The sequence below is a fragment of the Amycolatopsis anabasis genome, from assembly GCF_009765355.1.
Classification (GTDB): Bacteria; Actinomycetota; Actinomycetes; order Mycobacteriales; family Pseudonocardiaceae; genus Amycolatopsis; species Amycolatopsis anabasis.
Genome location: NZ_VTHK01000005.1, coordinates 154,831 through 177,852 on the forward strand (window position 1 = coordinate 154,831; position 23,022 = coordinate 177,852).

Here is a 23,022-nt window from a genome sequence, read left to right on the forward strand (position 1 = left end):
TCAGAATGCACCTTGTGCCCCGTCTTGGCTCCGGAATCCCGCTCATCGCCCGCACCGAGGAGATGCGCCGGCTCCGCACGGCCTTCGCACGCGCCGAGCGTGGGGAGGCCGGTGCGGTGCTGCTCGCCGGCGATGCCGGGGTCGGCAAGACCCGGCTGCTCACCGAACTGGGGGAGTTCGCCACCGAGCGCGACGCGGTGGTCCTGACCGGCCGCTGCATCGACGTCCGCGAGGGCGGGCTGCCGTACCTGCCGTTCGCCGAGGCGCTGGCCCCGCTCGCCGGTGCGGCCGACGAGGTGGTCGCGGCGGCCGTCCGGGCGCGCCCGGCGCTCGGTCGCCTGCTCCCGCAGGTCGAGCTGGTGCCGTCGCCGCCGGGCGCCGAGCACGTTCCGGTCACCTCCGCAGACGCCGAGCCGCTGCGCCGCGTCCGCACCGAGCGCGATCTGGGCCAGCTGCAGCTGTTCGACGCGGTGCTCGGGGTGCTCACCGAGATCGCCGAGCACCGGCCCGTGGTGCTGTTGCTGGAGGATCTGCACTGGGCCGACGGGTCCACGCGCAACCTGCTGTCGTTCCTGGTCTCGCGGCTGCGCGCGCAGCGCCTGCTGATCGTGGCCAGCTACCGCGAAGAGGACGTGCACCGGCGGCATCCGCTGCGGGCGCTGCTCGCCGAACTGGTCCGGCTGGCCACGGTGACCAGGTTCGAACTGCGGCCGCTCGGCCCCGCCGACGCGCGGGCCTTCGTCGAGGCGCTGGCCGACGAACCGGTCCCGCCGGACGTGGTGGCCACCGTCGTCGAGCGGTCCGAGGGCAACCCGTTCTTCGCCGAGGAGCTGATGGCGTCGGGCAAGGACTGCACCGATCTGCCCGCCGGGCTCGCCGAGGTGCTGCTGGCCAGGCTGGAGACGCTGTCCCCGGACGCCCGCCGGGTGCTGCGGGCGATCGCGGTGGCGAGCGAGCCCGTCGCGCACGCGGCGCTGGTGGAGGTCTCCGGCCTGGGCGAGTTCGAACTCGACGAGGCGCTGCGCGAGGCGGTCCAGCACCACGTGCTGATCATCGAGCGCGGGTTCTACACGTTCCGGCACGCGTTGCTGCAGGAAGCCGTGTACGGCGATCTGCTGCCGGGGGAGCGGACGCGGATGCACGCCGCCTACGCGGCCCGGATCCGGTCCCGGCCGCAGGGGCGAGGGCATGACGCGAAACTCGCCTACCACAGCCTGCAGAGCCGCGACCTGGTCACCGCGCTGCCCGCCCTGCTGCGGGCGATGGAGGAGGCCGAGAAGCTCGGCGCGCCGGGCGCCGCGCTCCGGCACGTCGAACAGGCGCTGGAGATCTGGGACGCGGTGCCCCCGGAGGGGCGGCCCGAGGGCATCGACGAACTCCGGCTGCTGCACGAGGCCTCGTACTTCGCGGGCACCTCCGGGGAGCCGGAGCGCGCGATCGCCTACGCGCGCACCGCGGTGCAGACGCTGACCGGCGAGATCGACGCCGAGCGCGCGGCGAAGACGTGGCGGCGGTTCGCCGAGGCCCTGCTCGCCGTGGAAGGCACCCTGGACGAGGCGGTCGAGGCGATCGGCCGCGCATGGGAGCTGGTGGCCGACGCGGAACCCAGCGGCGCACGGGCCTGGGTGCTCGCGACCCGGGCCTCGATCCTGCGCGCCATCGACCGGCTGGACGATTCGGCCTGGAGCGCGCGGACCGCGCTGGCCGATGCCCGCGCGGTGGGCACCCAGGGCGGGGAGGCCGCCGCGCTGATCGTGCTGGGCACGCTCGCCGATTCCGCGGGGGACAAGGAAGAGGCCCGCGAACGCCTGCGTGAGGCGGAACAGAAGGCCCGGGACGCCGGAGCGCTCAACGCGGAACTGCGGGCGCGGTACTTCCAGGCCCTGAGCTACGAGGACCAGGCCGAACTGGAACCGGCCATCGCGCTGTACGAGAGCGCCACCAAACAGGCCGAGGAAACCGGGCTGAACTGGAGCGCATACGGCCTGGAGGTCCGGGCCAGGCACCTGTTCCTGCGCTACCTCATCGGCGACTGGCCGGACACGTCCGGCGCCGGGCGCACCGGCCGGGGCGTGTCGAGCGCGGTCGCGGCGAGGATGGCCGCCGCCTGGGCGCCGCTCGTGGTCGCCCGCGGCCAGTTCGCCGTCGCCGAGAAGCTCATCGATTCGCTGCGCCCGCAGTGGCGGTCCGATATCCAGATCTCGCTCGCCGCCGGAGCCGCGGGCGTCGAGCTGGCCTGCTGGCGGGGCGACCACGCGGGCGCGGTCCGCCGGGCGCAGGAGGCGGTCGGGTGGCTGGAGGAGTTCGAGCCCTGGCTGCTCGGCGGGATCCGGCTCGGCGCGCTGGGGATCTCGGCGGCCGCGGCACAGGCGGCGGCCGCGCGAGCCCGGAGCGACGAGGAAACCGCGGCCACCGCGGTCGCCGCCGGAGAAGCGCTCCTGCTGCACGTCCGCCAATGTGTCGAACACGGCCACCCGCGCGCGGGCACGCTCGGGCCGGAGGGCCGGGCCTGGCTGGCCCGGGCCGAAGCCGCCGCGACCGGGCTGCGCGGTCCCGGTGATCCGGCGCGCTGGGGCGAGGCGATCGACGCGTTCGGCTTCGGCGCGGTGTACGAGCAGGCCGTCTGCCGCTGGCAGCAGGCGAAGTCGCTGCTCGCCGACTCCGGCGACGCCGAACTGGCCGCGGAGCGGTTGCGGGAGGCGCACGCGGTGACCGAACGGCTCGGCGCGGTGCCGCTGCGCGACGCGGTGCGCGAGGTCGCCCGCCGGGCCCGGGTCGACCTGCCCGGCTTCGAACCGGCCGCCGCGCCGCCGCAACGCGACACCGCGGATCCGCTGACCGACCGGGAACGCGCCGTGCTGGAACGGGTCGCCCTCGGCCGCACCAACCGCCAGGTCGGCGCCGAGCTCTACATCAGCGAGAAGACCGTGAGCGTGCACCTTTCCCGCGTCATGGCCAAACTCGGCGCCGCCCGCCGAGCCGAAGCGGTCGCCATCGCCTACGACCGCGGCCTCCTCACCAAACCGACCGTGTCATGAGGGGACCCCTCCTGACGATTCTTGTCCGGAGGGGTCCCCTCATGACAGCGGCGAGCCGGGGTCAGCGGCCGGGGAGGCGGCGGAGGACGCGCATGCTGGCGGTCATGGCCTTGGCCCACAGCTTCGGCGGCAGCCCGCGGAACGGGCGGAGCTTGAGCCCGCGCTGCACGGCGATCGACTGGGCCTCGGTGTACTTCAGCAGGCCCTCGGCGCCGTTGCGGCGGCCGACGCCGGATTCCTTCATCCCGCCCATCGGCACGCCGACGCTGCCGAACGTCGCGGCGTAGCCCTCGTTCACGTTGACCGTGCCTGCTTTCAACCGGGCAGCCACCTCCCAGCCGGCCTTGCCGTCCCGCGACCACACGCTCGCGTTCAGCCCGAACGGCGTGTCGTTGGCCCGTTCGACGGCGTCGTCGAGGTCGGTGTAGCCGTAGATCGCGACCACCGGCCCGAACGTCTCCTCGGCGAACAGCTTCGCCTCGGCGGGAACATCGGTGAGCACGGTCGGCTCGTAGAACAGCGGGCCGAGGTCGGGCCGCGCCCGGCCGCCGGTCAGCACGGTGGCGCCCTTCGCGCGGGCGTCCTCGACGTGCGCGGACACGGTTTCCAGCTGGCTGGTCGAGGTCAGCGAGCCCATGTCGGCGCCGTAGTCCAAGGTGCCGCCCAGCCGCAGCGCCTCGGTCTTCGCGACGAACGCGCGGGTGAACTCCTCCCGGATGCTCTCGTGCACGTAGATCCGTTCCACCGACACGCACAGCTGGCCCGCGGAGGAGAAGCACGCGGTCACCGCGCCCGCCGCGGTCTTGGCCACGTTCGCGTCGGGCAGCACCACCATCGGGTTCTTGCCGCCCAGCTCGAGCGAGTAGCTGGTGAGCCGCTGCGCCACCTGCCCGGCCAGGCCCTTACCGGTCGGCGTGGACCCGGTGAAGCACAGGTAGTCGGACTCCTCGACGAGCGCGTTGCCGATCACCGAGCCGCGCCCGAGCACGATCTGCCAGACCCCGGCCGGGAAGCCGGCCTCCTCGGCGAGTTCGTGCAGCCACAGCGCGGACAGCGCGGTCTGGTTGTCCGGCTTCTGGACCACCGTGTTCCCGGCGACCAGCGCGGGCAGGACGTCCATCGCGGTCAGCGCCAGCGGGTAGTTCCACGGCGAGATGATCCCCACCACACCCTTGGGATGCCGGATCTCCCCGGCCTTGGTGAGCACCGGGATCACCCCCGCGGTGCGCTTCGGGGCGAGGATCTTCGCGCTGTGCTTGCCGTAGTACGCGGCGACCAGGGCGGTCGCGCTCACCTCGTCGAAGGCGTCGATCCGGGCCTTGCCCGCCTCGAGCTGCACCAGGTCGAGGGCCTCTTCCTGCCGTTCCAGCACGAGGTCGTGCAGCCGGATCAGGATCCGCTGCCGTTCGGCGACCGGGCGCGCCGCCCATTCCCGCTGGATCTCCCGCGCCTTCGCGAAGACCGCGCGGGCGTCGGCGTCGGTCGCCTGCGGCAGGGTCGCCGTGGTGAGGCCGGTATAGGGCGCGGTCATCTCGACCGGCGCCGAATCCTTGCCACCCGCCACCCGCTTGACGAGTTGAGCGGCGCGGGCGGCCGAGGGAGCGCCGACGACGCCGCCGACCGTGGTCGGCGTGCTGACGTGCTGACCTGTGGAGCTGGCAGGGGTCGTGCTGGTCATGGCTCTCCGTCCCTACGGCCTCGTTACCGACGAGTAGAGCATACCGCCGGTACGGGAATCCGGAAACTAAAGCGAAATCCATTCACGTTAGCCGGTCAGGTTTTTCCAAGCGGCGGGACGGCGCGGCTCGTACCGTTTTGCGCATGCGTCCACCGAAGACACCCTGTGTTTCCCCGTTCTTGTTCTGCGCCGACGTGGTCGCCAGCCAGGACTTCCTGGTCGAGGCGTTCGGCATGGCCCGCGGTGAGGTCTCGCGCGGACCGGACGGCGAGCCGGTCGTCGCGCAGGCCGAGCTGGGCGACTCCCCGGTCTACCTCGCGCGCCCGCATCCCGGGCAGATGGAACCCGCGCGCGAGGTCGGCACGCTGCACTCCCTGGTGATGGTCTACGTCGACGACGTCGACGCGGTCTTCAAGCGGGCCAAGGCATTCGGTGCGGTCATCGAGTACGAGCCGACCGATATGCCTTATGGCCAGCGGGAGTTCGGCGCCCGCGATCTGGACGGCAACTACTGGTCGTTCGCCAAACTTTTGCCCGATGACGCGTGAAGTCGAAATGTTTTCGTACGTAAACGTCACGGATCGCCCGCCACGACCTCTTTCCGGGTAGTGGCGGGCCGACCCGTGTGAGGGCCGGGCCGGCCCGCCGTTCGCCTCCTACGGTGCCTCCTCCGCGTAGAGCACCGTCGCGATGCGCTTCCACTCCTCGAGCAATTGCTTGCGCCGCACCGGATCCCCGCCGAGTTCGGCGTCCAGCGCGAGGCCGCGCGTGAGGTTCACGGTCAGCCAGAACAGGGTTTCCGCCCGCTCGCGGGGCAGTTCGCCCGCGACCGTGGTGACGTGCTGCAGGATCGACCGGCCCAGGGCCCGATCGACCGGGCGGATCGCCGCGCGCAGGTCCGGATCGGTCCGGGCGGCGACCCACAGTTCGGTGACCGCGGTGGACAGCGTGCCGGAGTAGCCCTCCCACAGCAGATCGATGGCGACCGGCACGCCCTTCGCCCCGCGGGGGAGTTCGGTGAGCGATTCGGCGAGCTGCCCCTTCAGCTTGTTGGTCAGATGCTCGACCGCGGTGGCCATGAGCTCGGCCTTGTCCGAGAAGTGGTGCTGCACGGCGCCCTTGGAGACCCCGGCGCGCGCGCAGATCTCCTGGACCGAGGTGCGGGCGTAGCCGATCTCGACCAGGCAGTCGATCGTCGCGTCCAGCAGCGCGGTGCGGGTCTGCTCCCGCCGCTGCGCCTGGGTGCGATGGGCCTGCGGGCGGGATTCCCCTGTCGTCTCGGTCACAGTGCCCTCCCGGATCTCCGGCCTTTACGTGCAATCCAGTCCGGATGTACATTCCCGGCAGAACTTACATCCTGCGTGGAATGTTTTCTAGACGCTCTTGGTGATCGGGAGGTCACACCGTGCCGCTGCAAATCCAGAAGAGCTCGTGGAGTGCCGATTTGGACGACTTCCGCGAGCTCGCCCGGACGTTCTGTCAGAAGGAGCTCACCCCGAACCAGGAGCGCTGGGCGCACGAGAAGCAGGTGGACCGCGCGCTCTGGACCAAGGCCGGCGAGGTGGGGCTGCTCGCGCTGTCCATTCCCGAGGAGTACGGCGGTGGCGGCGGCACCTTCGCGCACGAGGCCGTGCTGTACGAGGAGCAGGCCCGCTCCGGGGACGGCGCCTGGGGCGTCTCCGTGCACAGCGGGATCGTGGCGCACTACCTGCTGCACTACGCCACGGAGGAGAAGAAGAAGGAGTGGCTGCCGAAGTTCGCGAGCGGTGAGTTCGTCGGCGCGGTCGCGATGACCGAGCCGGGCACCGGTTCGGACCTGCAGAGCATCAAGACCCGCGCGGTCCGGCAGGGCGACGAGTACGTGATCAACGGCGCGAAGACGTTCATCACCAACGGCGTGCACGCGGACCTGGTGGTGGTCGCGGTGAAGACCGATCCGGACGCCGGGGCGCAGGGGGTTTCGCTGATCGCGGTCGAAACCTCGACGCCCGGTTTCCGCCGCGGCCGCGTGCTGGACAAGGTCGGGCTGAAGGGGCAGGACACCGCCGAGCTGTTCTTCGACGACGTCCGGGTGCCCGCGGCGAACCTGCTCGGCGAGCAGGAGGGCCAGGGCTTCATCCAGCTCATGCAGCAGTTGCCGCAGGAACGGCTGATCATCGCGGTCACCGCGGTCGCCGGGATGGAGGCGGCGATCGACCAGACCATCGCCTACACCAAGGACCGCACCGCGTTCGGCAAGCCGATCTTCAACTTCCAGAACACCAAGTTCAAGCTCGCCGAGGCGGCCACCGAGGCCGCGGTGTCGCGGGCGTTCCTGGACCAGTGCATCGAACGGCACCTGCGCGGCGAACTCGACGTGCAGGGCGCGGCGATGGCGAAGTGGTGGACCACCGACCGGGTCAACAAGGTGGTCGACGAGTGCCTGCAGTTGTTCGGCGGCTACGGCTACATGACCGAGTACCCGATCGCGCGGGCGTGGGCGGACATCCGGATCTCGCGGATCTTCGGCGGGACCAACGAGATCATGAAGGAGATCATCTCCCGCACGCTGTGAATCCGAACCCGCCGACGCAGACGCACCTTCCAGACAATAAGGAGACCCGATGAAGCCTGGGCCGTTGAGCGGGCTGAAGGTCATCGAGCTCGCCGGGCTGGCTCCGGCGCCGTTCGCCTGCACGATCCTCGCCGACCTCGGCGCCGAGGTGATCCGGGTGGACCGCGCCAAACCCGGCGAGGACGTGCTCGGATTTCCCCAGGACCCGCTCATGCGGGGCCGCCGGACGATCGGGGTGAACACCAAGACCGCCGAGGGCGTCGAACTGGTGCTGAAACTCGCCGAGAAGGCCGACGTCCTGATCGAGGGTTTCCGGCCCGGGGTGGCCGAGCGGATGGGCCTCGGCCCGGAGGACGTGCACGCGCGCAACCCGCGCCTGGTGTACGGCCGGATGACCGGCTGGGGCCAGGACGGGCCGCTGGCGCCCGCCGCCGGGCACGACATCAACTACATCGGCATCGCCGGGGCCCTGGAGCCGGTCGGCCGCGCGGGGGAGCGGCCGGTGCCGCCGCTGAACCTGATCGGCGATTTCGGCGGCGGCGGGCTGCTGCTGGCCATGGGCGTGCTGGCGGCGCTGTACGAGCGCACCTCGTCCGGTGAGGGGCAGGTGGTGGACGCCTCGATGGTCGACGGCGCGGCCCTGCTGACCACCCACCTGCACGGCCTGCGGGCCTCCGGGCTGTGGGCGGGCGAGCGCGGCGAGAACATGCTCGACGGCGGCGCGCCTTTCTACGACACCTACCAGACTTCGGACGGGAAGTACGTCGCCGTCGGGGCGATCGAGCTGCGGTTCTTCACCGATCTGGTCAAGGTGCTCGGGCTCGATCCGGAGGAGGTGCCGTTCCACCTCAACAAGGACGAATGGCCCAAACTGCGGGAAATCCTCACCGAAGCCATCGGCAAGCACACCCGCGACGAACTGGTGGCCCGGGCCGAGGGCACGGACGCCTGCCTGACCCCGGTGCTCAGTCCGTGGGAAGCCGCCGAGCATCCGCACAACGCGGCCCGCGGGACGTTCGTCGAGGTCGGCGGGGTGGTGCAGCCCGCGCCGGCGCCCCGATTCGACCGCACCCCGCCCGCGGTGCCCGAGCCGCCGCACGAGAAGGGCGCCGACACGGTTTCCGTGCTCACCGAGTTCGGTTTCGACGCCGCCGAGATCGACCGGTTGCGGGACGCCGGAGCGGTGGCCTGACAGACACGGTGAGTCACTTCGCGCCCGCCTCGCGTGTCCAGGTGAGTTGAGCGCCTCCTTCTCCTAGAGTGGAGGCGCGCTCACCGAACACAGGCAGTCATCGTGACAACCCGATTGTGTGATTGTCTGTCGGAACACGGGTCATCCAAGGCAGGATGGGAATGGTTCGTGTGAGCGTTGCCGCCGGATCCGCGGTACATGCGGATGTCCGCCAGAGCTGAACGGATGGAGCTATGTCGCCGAACGTCAAGAAGATCCTCATCGTCGGTGTCATCGCACTCGTCCTGTTCTTCCTGATCTCCCGGCCGACGCAGTCCGCCGACGCCGTGCACAACGTCCTGGGGTGGCTCCGGGATGGCGCGGAAGCCATCGTGACGTTCGTTCGCAGCCTGTTCAACTGACCCCACGCCGAAGCTCGCCCGGCACCGTCGCGACGCGGTGCCGGGCAGAGTCGTGCGCACCCGCCCTTTCGTCACACAGCGTCACAGATCTCTAGGTGTGGGACTGTCGCTCCACCATCCGGGTGGATTGCGCTGATTAACCTGCTGGTCGTGGAATTCATCCGCCCGAGGGGCTGGCGGAACGGCGGGGGTCCGCCCTACGGTGCTCACATTGCGTGACCAGCCGGTCCTGACATCGCGGGCCGGGAGGCACTGGTCAATCGCTGGATCACCTAGGGCTCATCAGTCATGAAACTTCGTTATCGGGGTACGAGGAGGCAGGGATGACCGGAGATCCCGGAGTGGACGCGCTGATCCGCCAATGGGCTGCCGAGCGTGAGCAGACACCGGAGGAGAAGGAGATCGACCGGATCGCGTCGGCCTGGCTCGCGGATGCCCCGCGGCAGGCACCGGGAATTCCGGGCCAGCGTGCGCGCACCGGCGCCTCCGGTTGGGCGTCGGTCGATTCGGCCGATCCCGGTTACCTGGACGCGATGCGTCGCCGGCTGCCCGATGTGCCGCTCGACCTGCTGACCGCCGCCGCCGGCTGGTGGCAGATGATCGGTGACGTCACCGAGGCCGAGAAGTGGTGGGACGCCGGGATCAGCCCGCTCGACCAGCGCGCCCTGGACTACCGGGCGGCCGGGCTGACGCCCGCGGACCTGGGCCGTCGGCTCGGGCCGATGACCGTCCTGCAGCACCTGCGCCGGGGCAGCGCGGCCGCGTGGTGCGTGGCCCGGCTGTCCCGCCAGCAGCGCGCCAGCTGAACCGGTTGCCCGCTATCCGGACGGGTGGCGTGCCGCGCTCGCCCGGCCGGTCGGCGTAACGCTAGCCTGCGTGCGGTCGTTGTTTCTCTAGTGCCCGGGGCAAGCGGGCGCGGTGAACACAGAGCTGGTCAGGCTGGAGGCAGGGTTCTTGCGCGGTACCCGTGAGGTTGAGGAAGAGATCGCGGGTGCGCCCGAACCGGCCGCCGGGCCGTCCTCGAGGCGTGCCGGTGTCGCGGTGCTCGGACGGCTGGTCATCGTGGTCGCGGTGCTGGCCGTGGCCGGTGGCGGGATCTGGCTGGTGACGCGGGCGACTGCGCCGGAGGCCAGCCCGACCACGACCGAGATCCCCGCCCTCCAGGTGCAGGCGGCCCCGGTGCAGCCGGGATCGGTCGCCCCGGTCAACGCGACCCTGGCCGGTGATCCGACGCTGAACCAGCAGCCGACCGCACCCCAGCAGACCAAGGGGCGCTCGGGACAGGAACTCCTCGCCGACTGGGCCGGGAAGGTGGCGTCGGCGACCGGCATCCCGGCCCGCGCGCTGGTGGCCTACGGCAACGCCGAGCTGGCGATGCGGGCGAACCAACCCGCGTGCAAGATCTCCTGGGCCACCCTCGCCGGGATCGGCCGGATCGAGTCCAACCACGGCCAGTACGGCGGCGCCGTGCTGGGCGCGGACGGCCGGCCGTCGAAGCCGATCATCGGCGTGCCGCTGGACGGCTCGCCCGGGGTGAAGACGATCGCGGACACCGACGGCGGCCGGTTCGACGGCGACCCGACGCATGACCGGGCGGTCGGGCCGATGCAGTTCATCCCGAGCACCTGGGCCAAGTACAACTCCGACGGCAACGGTGACGGGCTCGGCGACCCGCAGCAGATCGACGACGCGGCGGTCGCCGCCGCCCGTTACCTGTGCGTGGGCGGCCGGGACATGGCCAGCGCCCAGGGCTGGTGGGCCGGGATCATGTCCTACAACAACTCGGTCGAATACGCGCAGAAGGTTTTCGGCCTGGCCGACGGCTACGCCAAGGGCGCCCAGACGGCGAAGGGCCGAGGCTGAGGCCGACCAGCGAGTGCTAGCGTCGAACCGTGCCAGTTCGGTCCGAGATGCCCCAGCGGGTCGCGATTTTCCTCGTGTGCCTGGTGAGCCTGCTCGCCTGCTGCGGGCTGGCCTGGTGGCAGTGGGAACGGTTCGAATCGGCCAGCGGCACCTTCCAGAACCTCGGTTACGTGCTGCAGTGGCCGCTGTTCGGGCTGTTCCCCGCGTTCATGTTCTGGCGGATCCGCCGGCTCCGGCGCCAAGCCGAGGCCCAGGACCAGGCGGAGACGACGAGCGCGCGGACCGAATGGGGCCACGCGCCCGTCGACGTCCCGGCGCCCCGGCCGGATCAGCCCCGTCCGGTGCGCCCGAGCGAGCCGGACGGCCTGGACGACGAGGACGCCGAGCTCGCCGCGTACAACCGCTATCTCGCCGAGCTGCACGCTCGGGATCAGAAGAACCGCTAGAAAGGCCCGAACCAGCATGAGCACCCGAACCGAGGACGCGGCATCGACCGGTGCCGCCGCCCTGAGCGGACAGCTGCTGCGCTTCCGCGTGGCCGCGTATGTGACCGGCGTCGGCCTGCTCGGGCTGTGCTTCGTGATGGTGCTGCGGTACGGCTTCGACAATCCGGAGCCGTCGGCGATCTACTCGCCCATCCACGGCGTGCTCTACATGATCTACCTCGTGGTCACCATCGACCTGGCGATCAAGGCGCGCTTCGCGATCAAGAAGACCGTGCTGGTCCTGCTCGCCGGTTGCGTGCCGTTCGTGTCCTTCGTCGTCGAGCGCTGGGTCACCCAGCGAGTGCGGGCTGGGCAGAAGCTCTGACGGGTGAGGGCGGTGCGAACCGCCCGTCCCGTTCACGAACAATCTGGTGATATCCGAGGCGGCAACGCTGTCGCCGCCGCTGGTCGACGCCTTAGGCTCTTCGGGTAAGCGGGGCTTGCTACGAGGGGGACGCTCGTGCGTTTGAACGGGTCTCGGACAGCGCGCGCTTTCCGGCGCACCGGTATGCGCCGGACGGCATGTTTGACGAGCTGACGAATGTCGGCCTCGAGCTGCAGACGGTCGCGATCGTCTGCATGTGGACCGTAACCCTGATCCGAGCACCGGCCGCGATCCGGGTACCCGCCCAGCGCGGGCTCTGGGTGGCGGTCGCGATGGCCGCCAGCGCGATGACCATCCGCAGCAAGGTGCTGGTGACCGCCCTGTTCGACCTGTTCGGGCAAAACCACCTGGTGCCACTGGCCGGCAACCTGTTCGGCGTGGTCGCTTCGGCCGCGATAGTGGATTTCGCGATGACCGCGGTGGGGTTCCGGCGGCGGGCGGGATTGCTGTACGGCACGGTGGCGGCGGTTCTGGTGACCATGACGATCCTCGACATCACGGCGCCGGAGCACCTGCATCACCAGATTCCCGCGTCGGGTTATCCGGCGCCTTCTCCCGCCTACTGGCTGGTGGCGGGGGTCACCAACATCAGCGCGAACCTGGTCTGCATGACCGTGTGCCTGCTCTACAGCAGGCGAGGCGAGAGCCGGTCCCTGCGGATCGCGCTCAGCCTCTTCGGTATCGGGGCGGCCTTGTTCGGAGCGTTCTGGATCAGCTACACGATTCACCTGTTCGCCCGGTTCGCGCTCGTTCCCGCGCTCATCCCGCTCGTGATCGGCTGCGGCGGCCTGCTGTACGCGGCGGCCACCTCGATCCCGCTGGTGTTCGCGGCCCTCAGCCGGCTGCGTGACCTGCGGTCCTTCTGGCGCCTGTGGCCGATCTGGTCCGAGCTCACCGAAGCGGTGCCCCATGTCACGCTGACCCGGGCCATATCCCGGCGACGGGCGCTGCTGCTGTCCTCGACGGCGCTGCGACTCTCGCTGTACCGGATCGTCATCGAAATCCGGGACGCCATCCTGATCCTCCGCGACTACGTGGAACCGCACCAGGTCTTGGACGTCCGGCGCGCGGTCGGTTCCTGCCCGGAACACGCCGAACCCGCGGTCACCGCGCACTGGCTCCGCCTCGCCCGGCAGGCGAAGCTCGACGGGGCGCCGGCCCGGTCACATCCGCTCAACGTGACCAGCCTCGGCGGCGCGAACCTGCCCACCGAGATCGCGTTCCTGCTCGAAGTCGCCAAGGTCTACCGGGACGCAGCCTGAGTGCGGACGGATCGGGGCGGGGTGGTTCCGGCGCGGAGGGCTTCGGCGTCGAGGGTGACCGGGGTGCGGGGGAGGCCGGGCAGGTGGGTGAGGATCCGGTCGACCGGATCCGCGACGGGATCGGGGCGGGCGGAGAGGAAGGCCCATTCCTGCTCGTCGGAGCCGTAGTAGACGACCGTCGGGAAGGCTTCGGTGAAGCGCCGGTACGCCGTGCGCAGGGTGTCGTTCCGCCACAGCGCCGGGCATCCGGCCTGGCAGGTCACCACGCCGCCGGGGCTCAGCACTTCCGCGCAGCGGAGCAGGAAATCCTTGCCGTACAAGCGATTGTGCTGGGCGGCCGGATCGGTGTTCTCGTCCGGCAGGTCGATCACCACCACGTCGTACCGGTCACCCCGGGCCACGGCCTCGGCGAGGAAGTCCCAGCCGTCCCGGAAGTGCACCCGCACCGGGCCGTCGCCGCGTTCCGCCCGGCCGAGTTCGGCCGGGGTGTAACCGTAGGGAAGGTGCTCGGCACAGGCGCGGACCGCGGTTTCGTCGATGTCGACATGATCGACGTGTGCGGCCCCGGCCTGGACGGCGAGCTGGCTCAGCACGCCCTCGCTGGAGCCGATGACCAGCACCCGCCGCACCCGGTCGGCCAGCGCCAGCGCGGGGACCAGCGCCGCCTCGTGGTAGACGAGCTGGCTGGCCTCGGTGCTCTGGCGTTCGTCGTCGCAGAACAGCGACACACCCTGGTCGGTGCGGCCGATGAGCACGTACTGGAAGCCGGTGTGCGCTTCGAAGAGCACCTCCGAGACGTCCCATACCCTGGTCAACCCGCCGCCCAGCGGTTCGCTGATCCGGCGCGGCAGCTGGTGTCCACGGTGGACGGTCGAGGTGCGCACGGACGTGGTGCGCAGGGCCTCGGCGAGCAGCCGCACCGCGTGTTCGGGGTCGGCCCGTTCGCCGCAGGTGAACACGTCGACGAACATCGCGCCGATCTCCGGGTAGGTGTGCACCGAGGCATGCGATTCGGTCAGCAGCGCGAGCACCGTGACCCCCTGCGGCGCGAAGCGGTGGGCCACCACCTCGGTCACCGTGGCGCCCGCCGCGCGGAGCGCGGAGGCCAGCGCCTCGCGCAGGAAGTCCCGGTCGTCCAGCAGCGCGGGTTCGATGCCGTCGAGTTCGGCGAGCACATGCCGCCCCGCGAACTTCCCGATGTGGTCACTCATCGAGCGGTTTCCCGTCGGCGAGGCAGTAGGTGCGCAGCGGTTCGATGCCGTTGAACGAGACCGACGAATAGCTCGCGGTGTAGGCGCCCGCGTTGAGGATGTCCAGGCGGTCGCCGGTCCGCAGCTCGAGCGGCAGGCGGTAGGGCGTGTGTTGGTAGAGCACGTCGTCACCATCGCACGTCGGTCCCGCGATGATCACCGGGCCGTCCTCGCCGGTGCGGTGCGTCACCGGTTCGAACTGGTAGGCGATCGCCTCGTTCTCGGTCTCCGCGAGCCCGTTGTAGCGGCCGATGTCGAGGTACACCCAGCGGTGCTCGTCGCCGGCCGACCGGCGGGACACCAGCACCACCTCGGTGCGGATCAGCCCCGCCTCGGCGACCGCGGCCCGGCCCGGTTCCAGCACCAGCTCGGGCAGCCCGGCGGGGAAGTGGCTCCGCAGCGAGCGGTGGACGGCCTCGGCGTACTCGGCCAGGCTCGGCGCGGGCCCGGTGTAGGGCACGCCGAAGCCGCCGCCGAGGTTGAGGCGGCGCAACCGCACGCCGTGGCTCGCCAGTTCGGCGAACACCTTGGCCGCGGCGGCGATGCCGTTGTCCCACGCCGAGAGGTCGAGCTGTTGCGAGCCCACGTGGAAGCTCACCCCGGCCGGATCCAGCCCCAGTTCGGCGGCCCGGCGCAGCAGATCGACCGCGAGCTGCGGCGCGCAGCCGAACTTGCGGCCGAACGGGGTCACCGAGGCCGGGCCGTCGACCAGCAGCCGGACGCAGACCTGCGCGCCGGGCGCGAACCGCGCGAGCCGGTGCAGATCGTCCTCGGCGTCGGTGACGAACTCGCGCACGCCCCGGGCGTGCGCGAACGCGATATCGGCCGGTTTCTTGATCGTGTTGCCGTAGGACAGCGATTCCGGCCGAGCCCCCTCGGCCAGGCACAGCTCGATCTCCGCGCGACCGGCGACGTCGAACCCCGCGCCCGCGGCCAGCACGGTGCGCACCACCGCGGGTTCGGGGTTGGCCTTGACCGCGTAGCAGAGGCGCGCGCCCGGGAACCGTTCGGCGAGTTCCCGGACGCGCGCCGCGACCGTGTCGGTGTCGACGACCAGGCACGGCGTGGCCGGCGCGTGCTCGGTCAGAAAGCTCCGGATGCGATCAAACGTCACTCCGCCAGGCTGTCACGAGCCGATCCCGGTCAGCGAACGGACCTCCATCTCGGCCTGCTTGCGCGGATCGGCCTTCGTCCGGCCCACCAGGGTGCCGATGAAACCGCACAGGAACGAGAACGGGATCGACACCAGGCCCGGGTTCTTGAGCGGGAACCAGTGGAAGTCCACGCCCTTGAAGATCGAGTCCGGGGCGCCGGACAGCACCGGCGAGAAGATGACCAGCACCAGGCAGGCGATCAGGCCGCCGTAGATGCCCCACAGCGTCCCGGTGGTGTTGAACCGCTTCCAGAACAGCGAGTAGAGCAGGGTGGACAGGTTCGCCGAGGCCGCGACCGCGAACGCCAGCGCCACCAGGAACGCGATGTTCTGGCCGTTCGCGAGGATGCCGCCGACGATGGCCCCGATCCCGACGACGACCGCGGTGATCCGGGCGACCCGCACCTCGTCGACCGGATCCGCCTTGCCGCGCTTGAAGATGTTCGCGTACACGTCGTGCGCGAACGAGGCCGAGGCGGTCATGGTCAGCCCGGCGACGACCGCGAGGATCGTCGCGAAGGCCACCGCGGCGACGATGCCGAGCAGCAGCGTCCCGCCGATGTGCAGCGCGAGCAGCGGGGCCGCCGAGTTCTCGCCGCCCGGTGCGGCCTTGATCTCGTCCGCCCCGACCAGCGCCGCCGCGCCGAATCCGATGACCAGCGTGCACAGGTAGAAAAGCAGCACGCAGCAGGTCGCCCAGACCACCGACCGGCGGGCCTCCTGCGAATTCGGCACGGTGTAGAACCGCATGAGCACATGCGGCAGTCCGGCGGTGCCGAGAATGAGCGCGACCGAGAGCGAGACGAAATCGAGTTTGGTGAGATCGCTCTTGCCGTATTGCGCGCCGGGCTCGAGCAGCTTGTCGCCCAGCGGGCTGTTCTCCGCGGCCGAGGACAGCAGGTTGGAGAAGCTGAAGCCGAACTTGCCGAACAGGAAGACGGTCATCAGCACCACGGACAGGATCAGGATGCTGGCCTTGATGATCTGCACCCAGGTGGTGCCCTTCATGCCGCCGACCAGCACGTACAGCACCATGATCAGGCCGACGACGCCGATCACCAGTGCCTGGCCGAACCCGCCGTGGATGTTGAGCAGCAACGCGATCAGACCACCGGCGCCGGCCATCTGGGCGAGCATGTAGAAGAACGAGATGACCAGCGTCGAGGTCGCCGCGGCGGCGCGGACGCGGCGTTTCCGCATTCGGAAACTCAGCACGTCGCCCATGGTGAACCGGCCGGTGTTCCGGGTGAGTTCGGCGATCAGCAGCAGATCGATGAGCCAGGCGACGCCGAATCCGATCGAATAGAGGAAACCGTCGTAACCCTGAATGGCGATGGCCCCGGCGATACCGAGGAACGAGGCCGCGGAAAGGTAGTCACCGGAGAGTGCGATGCCGTTCTGGCGGCCGGTGAAAGCGCTGCCCGCGGCGTAGTAGTCCGCGGTCGAGCGATTACGGCTGCTCGCCCGGTACACCACGTACAACGTGATTGCGACGAATACCGAGAATACGATCGTGTTGACGAGCGGACTACTCGCCGCGACTTCTTTGGCCGCCAAATCCATGGTCATTTCTCGGGAACTCCAGCCTGCCGGCGAATTTCCGCCACCCGGGGATCGATGTGGCGTTTCGCGTATCGAAGATAAGCGGCCATGATGAGGATTGTCGTGACGAACTGGAGCAGGCCGAGCAGCATTCCGACGTTGATGACGCCGAACACCCGGGTGCTCATGAAGTCGTGCGCGTAGGCGGCGAGGACGACGTAGGTCATGTACCAGACGACGAAGAGCAGGCTCATCGGGAAGACGAAGCGGCGCAACCGGCTGCGCAGCGCCTTGAACTGGTCGCTGCGCTGGATTTGCTCGAAGTCGGGACCGTCGGCGGCGGGGGCCGCGGCCGGCCCGGCCTCCGTGGCGCGGCCGAACATCACCGGCAGTTGGCCGGTGTCCTCGACCGCACTCCTGGTCGCGGGCGAGTGCGCGACGTTCTGCATTGATGCCTCCGGCAAGCTTTTATTCCGTGGCGGCGCTGCGGCCCGGCCCGGCGTTCGGGGTGCCGGCCGCGCTTTGCGGACCCTGGAGGCGCACATCGTAACTACGTCCGCGGCCGACGGGAAAAGCGGCCGACGGCGAGTCGCCTCGACCGGCGGTGAACTCAGCCCGTGAACGTATTCGGACCGGTATCGACATTTCGGCACCGGCGTCACTCGTAATAGTGACGCCAAAAGTAACCCATAGTTAATTCTGTGCCCGCGAATCCGGCAACGGGTGGACGGTGCCCTGCCATGTCCCGGCGGCCGATCACTCACTGTAGTTGCAGTCGGTGGCGGTCGCCGGACCGGGTGGCTCCGCTCGGGTGAGTGCCGGGTCCGCTGGCCTCAGATGTGGAGAACCCCTGGCGGGGCTCAAGATCCGGAAAGAAATCGCCAACGTGGCCGGTCAACGGGCGGAATGCCACAACATCGGGCGCAAGTTTGGGCGGTAGTCGGCCGATTACAGCACGGTCGGTGCTGATGCACGGTCGAGTGAAGGGGTCCGTTGCTCTATGTGGGTGACATGACGCCCCGTAATCCCGGCCGCGAGCGTAACCGAATTGCGTGGCCGGATCCCGTTGTCCGCCGGAGTCGTGCCCCGGGGACTGTCAAGAACTCCATAATTGCAGCTCATCGGGCGTTCAGTGACTGGAATTGCCCCTTGTCTGATTGGTGTAGGATTCCCAGGCCACGCCGCCCACCGTGATGGATAAAGTTCCGACCTTGTCTCGACGATCGTGCACAACGCATGATGCGATGTGCCACGCCCGCCGGGCCCGGATCGGCGCTGGTGGCGGCGCGACCGAGTGACTGAGGAGAGCCATGCGGCACAGACCGGGTTTGAGCTGGCCTGCGCACTGGGGTCTGCGCATGACTCAGCGCTCGAGTGGTGGCTTGAGCATTGAAAAGAAAGCAGCCAACATTCCGGACAGCTCGGATATTCCGGACAGGGAGTCACCTTCGTGACCGTTGCAGGAGAAGGCCAAGTGCCTGTTGGACAGCTCCTCGGCCAGCAGCCACGGCGACCGTCGAGATGGCGTGCGCTCGTGCAGTGGCGTGCCTGGAGCATCCCGGTCAAGCTCAGCGCGGTTACGCTCGTGCCCATCGTGATCGCCCTCATCCTCGGCGCGATCACCATCCGCAACCAGGTGGACCGTTCGGACACCTACCAGCGCATCGACCGCCTGGTCACGCTCAGCGCCGACGCGCGGTCCCTCATCGACGGCCTGCAGCGGGAGCGCACGCAGACCACCGCGCTGCTCAGCCAGGGCACCGCGAGCGGCTCGCCGGAACTGGACGCCACGCGCGGCGTGGTCGACCGGGCCGTGGCCCAGCTGAACACCGCCGCGAAGAAGGCCGTCGAGTTCGACGGCAGCATCGCCGGGCCGAGCAAGGAGGCGTCCGACCAGCTCGCCCGGCTGCGCGGCCTGCGCGAACAGGTCAGCGGGGGACAGCTCGAACCGGTCCAGTCGATCACCGAATACACCGCGGTGACGACCGCGCTGCTCAAACTGGACACCGCGCTCGCGGCCGGAATCGGCGACGACGCGATCGGCGGCACCCCGAGCGCGCTGCACGACCTCCAGGTGGCCAAGGAGGAACTGTCCCTCGGGCAGGCCCTGGTCTCCTACGGCATCACCCGCGGCACGCTCGCGCCCACCGAGCTCAACCAGTTGCGCACCGCGGAAATCCGGCTCGCCGACCGGCTGGCCGATTTCCGGGCCGCCGCGACCCAGGCCCAGCGGCAGGACTTCGACAGCACGGTGGCGGGTCCGAACTTCCAGACCCGCGACGGGCTGGTCCGGACCGCGCTCGGGGAGAAGAGCGCCAAGACGAACCCGATCCGGGACGTCAACGCCCAGCAGTGGACCGACAGCAGCGGCGCGGTCATCAGCCGGGTCAACGACGTCAGTTCCCGGCTCGGCGACCAGATCGGCAACGCCTCGGCGAAACTCGTCGAGGATTCCAGCAGTGGCGCCGGGTTGCTCGCGGTGCTGCTGTTCGGTGCGCTCGTCCTGGCCGCCGCGGTCGTCTTCCTGATCACCCGGCAGCTGCTGCGTTCGCTGCGGGTGCTGCGCGCGAGCGCGCTCGATGTCGCGGAGCGGCAACTGCCCGCCGCGGTGCAGAACATCCAGGAAGGCCGCGAGCAGAGCACCGACGTCCAGCCGGTGCCGGTCGAGAACGGCGACGAGATCGGTGAGGTCGCCCGGGCGTTCGACGCCGTGCACAGCCAGGCGTTGCGGCTCGCCGTGGAACAGGCGGCCATGCGGACCGGGTACGGCGCGGTGTTCGTCAACCTCTCGCGCCGCAGCCAGAGCCTCGTGCAGCGGCAGCTGCAGATGATCGAGCGGCTGGAGCGCGACGAGGAGGACGCCGACCAGCTCGCCACCCTGTTCCAGCTCGACCACCTCGCCACCCGGATGCGGCGCAACAACGAGAACCTGATGGTGCTCTCCGGCGCCGAACCCGGCCGCCGGTCCAGCGCCCCGGTCACCACGACGGACGTGCTGCGCGCCGCGGTGTCCGAGATCGAGCAGTACCAGCGGGTCGTGGTGCAGCCGCCGCCCGAGGCGCGGATCGTCGGTTACGCGGCGAGCGACCTGATGCGGTTGATCGCGGAGTTGCTGGACAACGCGACGGCGTTCTCCGCGCCGGAGACCCGGGTGACCGTGGCGACCCGGTTCGTCGACGGCGGCGCGCTCGTGGTCGACATCATGGACAAGGGCATCGGCATGAACGAGGCCGAGGTCGCCGACGCGAACGCGCGGCTCACCGAGGCCGCCACGGTCGACCTGGCCACCTCGCGCCGGATGGGCCTGTTCGTGGTCGGGCGGCTGGCCAGCCGCCACCACATCGGCGTCGCGCTGCACGGCGGCAAGGACATCACCGGGGTCCGCGCGACCGTGACCGTGCCCGCCGACCTGGTGATGGACGGGCCCAGCCAGGCCACGCCGCAGGCGCAGTCGCCGCAGGTCGACGTCCCGGCGCAGCCGTCCGGCGCGTTGCCCCGCCGCCAGCGGACGGCCAACGGCGCCAGCCGGGCCGGGGCGCTGCAGAACCTGACCGGCGGGGTGCCCGTGCAGGCCGGTTCGCCGGAGGCCCGCTCGGCGAACGGGGCCGGGGCGCAGGCGCCGCGGCCGCCGTCGGATCTGGAGATCTCCGGCACCGCGCTGTTCAGCCCGATCGACAAGGACACCCCGGCCGACCCCGAACCGGCCGCGCCGCCCGAGCCACCGCCCGCACCCGAGCCGCGGGAGGAACCGTCCGCCGACGGCCTGCCGAGCGGAAAGGCGTTGTTCGCGGCGAACGACGAGACCGCGCTGAGCGACTGGTGGAGCGAGGCGGCGACCACGGCGGGCGAGACGGCGCAGGCGGAGGAGGAGCTCCGCGCTTCCCGCGCCGAGACCACGCCGATCTTCGACGAGACGTTGTCCGCCTGGTTCCGTGCGGTGGAGCCACCGGCCCCGGCCGCCGAGGAGAAGGCCGGTGCGGAGCAACCCGGTGAAGAGCCCGCGACGAGCTGGGCGTTCGCGGCCGACGAGAGCTGGAAGACCGTCCAGGCGATCTCGCAGACCGAGCCGTCGAGTTTCACGCAGGCCGGGCTGCCGCGGCGGCGCCGGGGTGAGCAGCTGCTGCCCGGCAGCGCCACGCCCGCGGAGAAGCCGAGTACGGACACTCCCGCCGAGCGGTCCGAACTGCCGGTGCGGGACCCGGCCGACGTGCGTGGCCGGTTGAGCAGTTTCCAGCAGGGTGTGCACCGCGGTCGCCAGGCGAGCGGCAAACCGCGGCAGCAGCCGGAGGAAGCGGCGCAACCGCAGTCACCGGCGCAGCCGCAACCGCAGTCACCGGCGGCCCACCAGGCACCGGCGCCGCAGCAGCCGCAACAGCAGGCCCCGGCCGCACCGCAAGCGCAACCACCTGCCGCGCCGCCGCAGCAGCAGCCACCGCAGTCGCAGCAGGCGGCGCCGCAGCCGCAGCCACCGGCGGCGGCCGAACCGCCCGCGGCCCAAGCGCCGCCACCGGCGCAGCAGCCGTTGCCGCAGCGGCGCCCGTCCCCGCTGCCGTCCCGTCGGCCGAAAACGCAGCCGCGGGCCGAACAGCCGCAACCGCAACCTCAGGCGCACGCCGAACAGCCGCCGCAGCCGCAGGCCGAGGAGCCGCAGCAGGCCGACTGGCCGCAGGCGCCGGTCGAATGGCCCAAGCCGGAGGACGAGACCCTCGCCCGGCAGGCGGCCGCGAAGCAGGCCGAGACCGAGAACGCCAACGAATCGACCGCGGCCTGGTCGTTCGCCAGCGACGACGGCTGGCGGACCGTGAAGACGGTGTCGCAGGCGGCGCCGTCCGGTTACACCGCGGCCGGGCTGCCGAGGCGTCGCCGCGGCGAACAGCTCATGCCGGGCAGCGCGGCTCCGGCGAGCGCGGCCGCGGTGCCGCGAACGGAACGGGATCCGAACGATGTGCGCGGCCGGTTGAGTAGTTTCCAGCAGGGGATCCGCCGAGGGCGGCATCGGACCGCTCAGCCGAGCGAAGGTAACCAAGAAACCATGGAGGGTGAATGACCCCGTCGGATTCGGCCCAGCCCCAGCAGAATCAGTTCGGCTGGCTGGTCAATGACTTTGCCGAGCGCGTCCCGGGCGTGGCGCACGCCGTCGTCGTTTCGGCGGACGGCCTGCTGCTCACCGCGTCGAACCGGTTGCCCCTCGACCGGGCGGACCAGCTGGCCGCGGTGGCCTCCGGGCTGGTCAGCCTGACCCAGGGCGCCGCGCGCTGCTTCGAGGCGGGCGCGGTCAACGAGACCGTCGTGGAGATGGAGCTCGGCATCATGGTGCTGATGTCCATCAGCGACGGCTCCTGCCTCGCGGTGCTGGCCGCCCCGAACTGCGACATCGGGCAGGTCGCGTACGAGATGACCATGCTGGTGGACCGCGTCGGGCAGATCCTGACGCCCGAGCTGCGCGCGCAGCTTCAGGGTGCTGGGGGTTCGCTGATCGGCGAACCGGTGGGATGATGCCGCGATGAGCACGGGATCCGAGTTCTTCGGCGATGAGCCGGGAGCGGGCCGGCGGCCTCCGGAGGGAGGGCACGGCTCCGCTGCCGGAAGCGGGAGCGATCCTACGTTCGCCGACGTCCTGAACGGCTTCACCCTGAACTCCGGCCGCGGCCGTCGGAAGCGAAAGAAGGACAAGGAATCTCGTGCCAGCCATGCGGCGTACGAAGAGTATGAGAACGAGCCGCCGGCGGAGACCCGGCCACCGGACGCCCACGGCGAATGGGCCGAGCCGGTGACGCCCGCCGCCGAACCGGCCGCACCCGCTGCCCCGGGCGGCCTGTTCGAACCCGCGCAGGAGCCCGATTACCGTGCGGTTCCCCCGGTCAGCGCGACCGAGGAGACCGCGGTCGTCCGCCCGTATGCCCTCACCGGCGGGCGCACGAAGGCGAACTACGCACTCGAGCTGGAGACCCTGGTCTCCACCAAGGACGGTGCCGCCGTCGAGGTGGCGCCGGAGCAGATCGAGTTCCGCTCGATCGTGGAAGAATGCCGGGCACCGCGTTCGGTCGCCGAACTCGCGGCGATCCTTCGGGTTCCGCTCGGTGTCGCCAGGGTGCTGATCAGTGACGCGGCGGACGCCGGATTGGTCACCGTGCACCGGACCATTTCCGGGAACGACGGCGCCGAGGCACATCTCATGTTGATGGAAAGGGTTTTGAGTGGACTCCGTCGGCTATAAGA

The 23,022-nt window shown here is 70.5% G+C and carries 19 protein-coding genes and 1 pseudogene; 13 read left to right on the forward strand and 7 right to left on the reverse strand.

Annotation, left to right across the window (positions count from 1 at the left end):
* The first annotated feature begins 5 nt into the window (after positions 1-5).
* The gene (locus FXO23_RS08875; protein ID WP_158882758.1) at positions 6-3,038 is read left to right on the forward strand and encodes a helix-turn-helix transcriptional regulator; all 3,033 of its coding nucleotides are present in this window, start codon (positions 6-8) and stop codon (positions 3,036-3,038) included.
* A 61-nt stretch (positions 3,039-3,099) separates the two neighbouring features.
* Here the strand turns inward: FXO23_RS08875 and FXO23_RS08880 are convergent, their stop codons facing one another.
* Positions 3,100-4,716, reverse strand: coding sequence for a succinic semialdehyde dehydrogenase (locus FXO23_RS08880; protein ID WP_158882760.1), 1,617 nt, complete (start codon positions 4,714-4,716; stop codon positions 3,100-3,102).
* Positions 4,717-4,859: 143 nt separating this feature from the next.
* On the opposite strand from FXO23_RS08880, the gene FXO23_RS08885 reads away from it, so the two are divergent.
* On the forward strand, positions 4,860-5,264 hold the full coding sequence (locus tag FXO23_RS08885) for a VOC family protein (RefSeq protein ID WP_158882762.1): 405 nt from the start codon (positions 4,860-4,862) through the stop codon (positions 5,262-5,264).
* Positions 5,265-5,372: 108 nt separating this feature from the next.
* Here the strand turns inward: FXO23_RS08885 and FXO23_RS08890 are convergent, their stop codons facing one another.
* A complete protein-coding gene (locus FXO23_RS08890) occupies positions 5,373-6,002 on the reverse strand; it encodes a TetR/AcrR family transcriptional regulator (RefSeq protein ID WP_158882764.1) in 630 nt (209 codons plus the stop codon).
* 119 nt (positions 6,003-6,121) lie between these two features.
* Here FXO23_RS08890 and FXO23_RS08895 point away from each other — a divergent pair, with 119 nt between their 5' ends.
* The 8 genes from FXO23_RS08895 (at position 6,122) to FXO23_RS08925 (ending at position 12,858) form a co-directional block, all read left to right on the forward strand.
* On the forward strand, positions 6,122-7,270 hold the full coding sequence (locus tag FXO23_RS08895) for an acyl-CoA dehydrogenase family protein (RefSeq protein ID WP_158882766.1): 1,149 nt from the start codon (positions 6,122-6,124) through the stop codon (positions 7,268-7,270).
* Positions 7,271-7,319: 49 nt separating this feature from the next.
* Positions 7,320-8,462, forward strand: coding sequence for a CaiB/BaiF CoA transferase family protein (locus tag FXO23_RS08900; RefSeq protein WP_158882768.1), 1,143 nt, complete (start codon positions 7,320-7,322; stop codon positions 8,460-8,462).
* Between the two features lie 233 nt (positions 8,463-8,695).
* Positions 8,696-8,863 carry a hypothetical protein gene (locus FXO23_RS50715; RefSeq protein WP_179956722.1) on the forward strand — a complete coding sequence of 56 codons (168 nt, stop codon included), beginning with the start codon at positions 8,696-8,698 and terminating at the stop codon, positions 8,861-8,863.
* A 323-nt stretch (positions 8,864-9,186) separates the two neighbouring features.
* Positions 9,187-9,669: a helix-turn-helix transcriptional regulator gene (locus FXO23_RS08905; RefSeq protein WP_158882770.1), complete on the forward strand. Its 483-nt coding sequence runs from the start codon at positions 9,187-9,189 to the stop codon at positions 9,667-9,669.
* 148 nt (positions 9,670-9,817) lie between these two features.
* On the forward strand, positions 9,818-10,726 hold the full coding sequence (locus tag FXO23_RS08910; protein WP_179956723.1) for a lytic transglycosylase domain-containing protein: 909 nt from the start codon (positions 9,818-9,820) through the stop codon (positions 10,724-10,726).
* Between the two features lie 29 nt (positions 10,727-10,755).
* Complete coding sequence (locus FXO23_RS08915; RefSeq protein ID WP_425484852.1) at positions 10,756-11,172, forward strand: hypothetical protein; 417 nt, start codon at positions 10,756-10,758, stop codon at positions 11,170-11,172.
* 16 nt (positions 11,173-11,188) lie between these two features.
* A complete protein-coding gene (locus tag FXO23_RS08920; protein ID WP_158882772.1) occupies positions 11,189-11,536 on the forward strand; it encodes a DUF3817 domain-containing protein in 348 nt (115 codons plus the stop codon).
* A gap of 197 nt (positions 11,537-11,733) precedes the next feature.
* Positions 11,734-12,858 (forward strand): MAB_1171c family putative transporter, encoded by a 1,125-nt coding sequence (locus FXO23_RS08925; protein ID WP_158882774.1) that lies wholly within the window; start codon positions 11,734-11,736, stop codon positions 12,856-12,858.
* Here the strand turns inward: FXO23_RS08925 and FXO23_RS08930 are convergent.
* The 5 genes and pseudogenes from FXO23_RS08930 to FXO23_RS08945 form a co-directional block, all read right to left on the reverse strand.
* Complete coding sequence (locus FXO23_RS08930) at positions 12,840-13,709, reverse strand: spermidine synthase (RefSeq protein WP_246257063.1); 870 nt, start codon at positions 13,707-13,709, stop codon at positions 12,840-12,842. The two genes, FXO23_RS08925 and FXO23_RS08930, sit on opposite strands and share 19 nt — an antisense overlap.
* 6 nt (positions 13,710-13,715) lie before the next feature.
* Positions 13,716-14,069 (reverse strand): annotated as a pseudogene (speD, locus tag FXO23_RS51485) (adenosylmethionine decarboxylase); the annotation flags it as partial.
* Positions 14,062-15,222 (reverse strand): type III PLP-dependent enzyme, encoded by a 1,161-nt coding sequence (locus FXO23_RS08935; protein WP_158882778.1) that lies wholly within the window; start codon positions 15,220-15,222, stop codon positions 14,062-14,064. The gene FXO23_RS08935 and the pseudogene speD, both read right to left, overlap by 8 nt.
* A 12-nt stretch (positions 15,223-15,234) precedes the next feature.
* Entirely contained in the window at positions 15,235-16,830 is a 1,596-nt protein-coding gene (locus FXO23_RS08940) for a solute symporter family protein (RefSeq protein WP_158882780.1), read from the reverse strand.
* Positions 16,827-17,252: a DUF485 domain-containing protein gene (locus tag FXO23_RS08945; protein WP_158882782.1), complete on the reverse strand. Its 426-nt coding sequence runs from the start codon at positions 17,250-17,252 to the stop codon at positions 16,827-16,829. Before FXO23_RS08945 ends, FXO23_RS08940 begins: the two co-directional genes overlap by 4 nt.
* Before the next feature lie 1,025 nt (positions 17,253-18,277).
* On the opposite strand from FXO23_RS08945, the gene FXO23_RS08950 reads away from it, so the two are divergent.
* From FXO23_RS08950 to FXO23_RS51490, 3 genes are read left to right on the forward strand one after another with little or no spacing between them, the layout of a single operon-like run.
* A complete protein-coding gene (locus tag FXO23_RS08950; protein WP_158882797.1) occupies positions 18,278-21,850 on the forward strand; it encodes a nitrate- and nitrite sensing domain-containing protein in 3,573 nt (1,190 codons plus the stop codon).
* Positions 21,847-22,299: a roadblock/LC7 domain-containing protein gene (locus tag FXO23_RS08955; RefSeq protein WP_158882799.1), complete on the forward strand. Its 453-nt coding sequence runs from the start codon at positions 21,847-21,849 to the stop codon at positions 22,297-22,299. Before FXO23_RS08950 ends, FXO23_RS08955 begins: the two co-directional genes overlap by 4 nt.
* 7 nt (positions 22,300-22,306) lie before the next feature.
* The gene (locus FXO23_RS51490) at positions 22,307-23,020 is read left to right on the forward strand and encodes a DUF742 domain-containing protein (RefSeq protein WP_246257052.1); all 714 of its coding nucleotides are present in this window, start codon (positions 22,307-22,309) and stop codon (positions 23,018-23,020) included.
* Positions 23,021-23,022 lie beyond the last annotated feature (2 nt).

Bases quoted from the DNA above. Each gene is read 5' to 3' on its own strand.
- FXO23_RS08880 (WP_158882760.1), bottom strand. From the start codon at position 4,716: ATGACCAGCACGACCCCTGCCAGCTCCACAGGTCAGCACGTCAGCACG.
- FXO23_RS51490 (WP_246257052.1), top strand. From the start codon at position 22,307: ATGAGCACGGGATCCGAGTTCTTCGGCGATGAGCCGGGAGCGGGCCGG.
- FXO23_RS08925 (WP_158882774.1), top strand. From the start codon at position 11,734: ATGTTTGACGAGCTGACGAATGTCGGCCTCGAGCTGCAGACGGTCGCG.
- FXO23_RS08945 (WP_158882782.1), bottom strand. From the start codon at position 17,252: ATGCAGAACGTCGCGCACTCGCCCGCGACCAGGAGTGCGGTCGAGGAC.
- FXO23_RS08885 (WP_158882762.1), top strand. From the start codon at position 4,860: ATGCGTCCACCGAAGACACCCTGTGTTTCCCCGTTCTTGTTCTGCGCC.
- FXO23_RS08920 (WP_158882772.1), top strand. From the start codon at position 11,189: ATGAGCACCCGAACCGAGGACGCGGCATCGACCGGTGCCGCCGCCCTG.
- FXO23_RS08905 (WP_158882770.1), top strand. From the start codon at position 9,187: ATGACCGGAGATCCCGGAGTGGACGCGCTGATCCGCCAATGGGCTGCC.
- FXO23_RS08940 (WP_158882780.1), bottom strand. From the start codon at position 16,830: ATGACCATGGATTTGGCGGCCAAAGAAGTCGCGGCGAGTAGTCCGCTC.
- FXO23_RS50715 (WP_179956722.1), top strand. From the start codon at position 8,696: ATGTCGCCGAACGTCAAGAAGATCCTCATCGTCGGTGTCATCGCACTC.
- FXO23_RS08955 (WP_158882799.1), top strand. From the start codon at position 21,847: ATGACCCCGTCGGATTCGGCCCAGCCCCAGCAGAATCAGTTCGGCTGG.
- FXO23_RS08875 (WP_158882758.1), top strand. From the start codon at position 6: ATGCACCTTGTGCCCCGTCTTGGCTCCGGAATCCCGCTCATCGCCCGC.
- FXO23_RS08900 (WP_158882768.1), top strand. From the start codon at position 7,320: ATGAAGCCTGGGCCGTTGAGCGGGCTGAAGGTCATCGAGCTCGCCGGG.